The following is a 3973-nucleotide window of genomic DNA, read 5'->3' as shown; positions in this document are numbered from 1 at the left end:
CAGGCACATTTTCCAACTCAGCATCCAATTCAAGCATACGCTTAAACGAGGCAATTGATACCTCCACTTGATCATCAGTCGGTTCTTTGGTGGTAAGCAATTGTAGCCACAGGCCAGGGTAACCCAGATAACGAAGCACTGGAATTTCCCGAAGTGCATTAGTCAACTTGAGGAATTCAAAAGAAAGCCCTAATACGATCGGCAGCAGTAAAAGACGTTGCCCCATGCGCTCCCACAGAGTATCGTAGGTAAACAGGGAGTAGACGAGTACCCCGATAATCACGGTGAGCATAATAAAGCTGCTGCCGCAGCGGTAATGCAGTCGGCTATATTTTTGTACGTTGGCCGGAATGAGTTCTTCTCCCGCTTCATAAGCAGTAATTACTTTATGCTCCGCACCATGATACTGAAATAATCGCTTGATTAACGGAGTTTGGGAAATACCCCATAAATAAGCCAGCAGCAAAATCAGCTTGATCGCTCCTTCAGCGAGGTTATGCAGAATCTGATTGTGAAACAAACCGTCAAATAGAAAACTCTCCACAACAACCGGAACAAGAGTTAATACAATTTTGCCAAAGAGGAAGGACAATATACCGACCGCAGCCACGCCGATCATCATGCTTAGGCTCCAACGGGATTCCTCTTTTTTCTTTTGTTCAGCACGTTCTTCTGGATCTACTTCATCATCAGCATATGCATCAGCTGAATAGTTCAAATGCTTGGTACCCTTGGCACTGGAGTCGATGATGCTGACAATCCCCCGCAATAACGGAATTCTGCGGAATTTGGACACCCAGGATTGCTCCTTGCGTGGTACTTCCAAATATGTGATTTCGCCAGATTTGCGGCGAACTGCCGTGACATTGACACGCTTGCCGCCGAACATGACACCTTCAATGACTGCCTGACCGCCGTAGCTCACAGGCTTGGATGCTTGTGACAACCGTCTCACCTCTCTTAATACATGCTTTTTTGTATATTGTATCGAATTTGGAAGGGAATATCTAGTTAGACGAAAATGGGATGTGGAGAAGATGAAATCCTTGGAGTGGGGGGATTCATACTACAGGTGTAAAAAAGCATTTATAAGGGCAGTTTGGCCACCCTCATAAATGCTTAATATCACCAGTTATAAACGGACTGTATCATCGGATCGAACTTATTGCGTAATTGCTCCGACAACCTGATCAACCAGCCCCTTCGAGGATACAGGGCCGCCAAACGTCCATGTTGTACTATCCAACGGATAGGTGCGTTTTTCTTTGACGAAATTCAGACCGTTCCAGACAGAATTATTTTTCATAGATGAGCCGAAAACATTATCGTCCGGTTGCACAATATAGATAAAATTACTGTCCTGAACGGCTGACAGAGCTTCAATGCCTACCGTTGAAAAGCCATACGATTCAACCTTGCTCGGTTTCCAATCGTTAATCAAACCGAACTTCGCCAGTGTTCCTACAACGACTGAATTATCAGAAAACATACGCAGGCTGGCAGCATTTTGCGAAGTGAAAGCCTGTGTCAGTATATAATGAAAATTCGACTTGTCTGCGGCGGCGAGTTTTTGTTTGGCTTCGGCATAATGCTGATCCAGCTCGGCGAGCACCTGCTTAGCTTTGTCCTCCTTTCCAAGAGCGACTGCGATACTGTTAAAAATTGCTACCATTTTATCGTAATCGTAGCCGTTACCGTCGTTCAAATTATATTCGATCGTCGGTGCGATGGCTTTAAGTTGCTCGTAGATCGCTTCATTCCCATCAAAGTTGGATATGATTAGATCTGGTTTTAATGCTGCAATCGCCTCCAAATTAGGCTCGTTGCGTGTACCGACATCGACCACACTACTGTCCAGAGCAGCCTCTGGAGTTACATACACCTTATAGTTGGCGTTATCTGCATTACCAACCGGCTGAACGCCCAATGCAATCAAATCCTCCGTAAATGTCCATTCCAGCACTACGACACGCTGCGCGGGTTTGTCAAGCGTGATCTCACCACGATTATGCTTTACTGTCAGAGGACCGGTCGCGGCTTCAGTCGATTTGCTGCCGACCGTAGCGCCCTGACCTTTATTAGCTGAGTTGTCAGGTGCACCGCAACCTGTCAGTGTGAGTGTAAAAGCCAGTAACAATAAGAATCCGATGAATCCCTTTTTCATAGACTGCGTTCTCCTGTATATATGTATTATAAAATGATAATGATTATCATTTTCATAATTGTATTATGAGACAGGTGCATTTTTGTCAATGAAAAGATTATAAAATCCACTCTTAAACTTCATTGTTAAACTGACCTTCATTGGAGCATACTACCTATCAAAACAAATAGACATCAAAATTCGGTGGAAGTACATGCTTTTCCTCAAAAATAAAGGAGTCCGTAGCATGAGAGAAATTTATGCATTTTGAAAGGAGATTAAAGCCATATGAGCGGAACTTACTCTATACCCAAAGTAGGTCATGATCAGGAACAGTCTCATGAATCTAGGGATCACCGTGATGAGCGTAATCATAATGACAACAGCGGAAGAGGTAGACGACAGTCGGGCAAAATACATACACCGCTCATTCCCTTTGCACTTGAGCTGGGCTTTTTTGCAGGTTTGCTCTGGGGATTGATTCGCTGGCTATTTTATTCGCTGCACTTTACAGTAGTAGCGCCTGGCTTTCTGGCAGAGCCGTTTTTCAAGCACTCGTTTATGAACACCATGGCAGGGCATCTGGTAGGACTGCTGTTTTTTATTGCATTGTCCGTGGTAGCGTCATTGGTGTACACTCTGATTTTACGCAGCTTTAATGGCCCTATACCCGGCATTATATACGGTCTGATTTGGTGGGTTGTTTTATTTGTATTAACAGGCCCTAAATTAGGGATGATGAACCCTCCGAATCGGTTAACATGGAATTCCATCTACACAGAAATTTGTGTGTTTTTACTGTGGGGACTATTTATCGGATATACCGTTGCTGTCGAGTATACGGATGAAAGAATGCGCGAGCCTGAGAAAGCTGGGGACTGAAAGTAACAAAAACTTCTCAAGCGCCCATCCCCTGTGTTAAAATAGCATTTGGTTATTTGACAGAGGGGAGCGGAATGAAGATGAAGAATGACCGGGTGCTAAAGTTGCGGCAGGCGCTGGGCGAGCATAATCTGCGAGCTATGCTGATTACTAGCCCTGTCAATCGTCGATATTTGACAGGCTTCACAGGTTCGGCGGGTTATGTGCTGATTACAGAATCCCATAGCTATTTGCTGACCGACTTTCGCTATATGACGCAAGCGACCGAGCAAGCCCAAGGCTTCACGGTAGTGCAGCACGCTGCGCAGGTCATGGAAACAGTAAAAGAATTGCTGTCTTCCCATCAGATTGGCGAAACAGGCTTTGAGCAGGATGATGTAACTGTTGCGACACATAAAGCTTACAGCGAAGATTTGTCACCTATTACGCTGGTTCCAGTATCGGGCATTGTGGAAAAACTGCGAGTGTACAAGGATGCGGAAGAGCTTGAAGTGATGCAACGCGCAGCAGATTTGGCAGATGCTACATTTGCACACATTTTACCTTACATCAAACCAGGAGTCAGCGAGCGTGAGCTGGATCTGGAAATGGAATTCTTCATGCGCAAGCAAGGAGCTACTTCTTCTTCATTTGACACGATTGTGGCATCCGGAGTTCGTTCGGCATTGCCTCATGGAGTAGCCAGTGCTAAGTTAGTACAAGCAGGTGAGCTGATTACGTTTGACTTTGGTGCGTTGCTGGATGGCTACTGCTCCGATTTGACACGTACTGTAGCTACAGAAGGGGATTTGGCGCCTCAGTTGCGCGAGATCTATGATATTGTACTCAAGGCGCAGCTTCACGCACTCGAACATATTAAGCCGGGAATGACAGGCCGTGAAGCGGATGCGTTGACCCGGGATATTATTGCGAGCCATGGCTATGGAGACAATTTCGGACACAGTACAG

4 protein-coding genes are annotated in these 3973 nt (G+C 45.5%); 2 read left to right on the top strand and 2 right to left on the bottom strand.

What is annotated here, in order from left to right:
- Together AC5V8P_RS24110 and AC5V8P_RS24105 are read right to left on the bottom strand one after the other, a co-directional pair.
- Nucleotides 1-946, bottom strand: a 946-nt coding sequence (locus tag AC5V8P_RS24110) for a DUF1385 domain-containing protein (RefSeq protein WP_495473947.1), incomplete at its 3' end; no start/stop codon positions are given.
- A gap of 216 nt (nt 947-1162) precedes the next feature.
- Nucleotides 1163-2164 carry an ABC transporter substrate-binding protein gene (locus AC5V8P_RS24105; protein WP_064796342.1) on the bottom strand — a complete coding sequence of 334 codons (1002 nt, stop codon included), beginning with the start codon at nt 2162-2164 and terminating at the stop codon, nt 1163-1165.
- 267 nt (nt 2165-2431) lie between these two features.
- Here AC5V8P_RS24105 and AC5V8P_RS24100 point away from each other — a divergent pair, with 267 nt between their 5' ends.
- Entirely contained in the window at nt 2432-3025 is a 594-nt protein-coding gene (locus AC5V8P_RS24100) for a YqhR family membrane protein (RefSeq protein WP_064796343.1), read from the top strand.
- A gap of 80 nt (nt 3026-3105) precedes the next feature.
- On the top strand, nt 3106-3973 hold an 868-nt coding region (locus AC5V8P_RS24095; RefSeq protein ID WP_495473946.1), incomplete at its 3' end, for a M24 family metallopeptidase.

This window comes from Paenibacillus sp. N119s (assembly GCF_059447605.1).
This window is presented reverse-complemented; position numbering and strand designations above follow the sequence as displayed.

Excerpts from the sequence above, each read along its gene's own strand:
- AC5V8P_RS24100 (WP_064796343.1), top strand. The coding sequence starts at position 2,432 with ATGAGCGGAACTTACTCTATACCCAAAGTAGGTCATGATCAGGAACAG.
- AC5V8P_RS24105 (WP_064796342.1), bottom strand. The coding sequence starts at position 2,164 with ATGAAAAAGGGATTCATCGGATTCTTATTGTTACTGGCTTTTACACTC.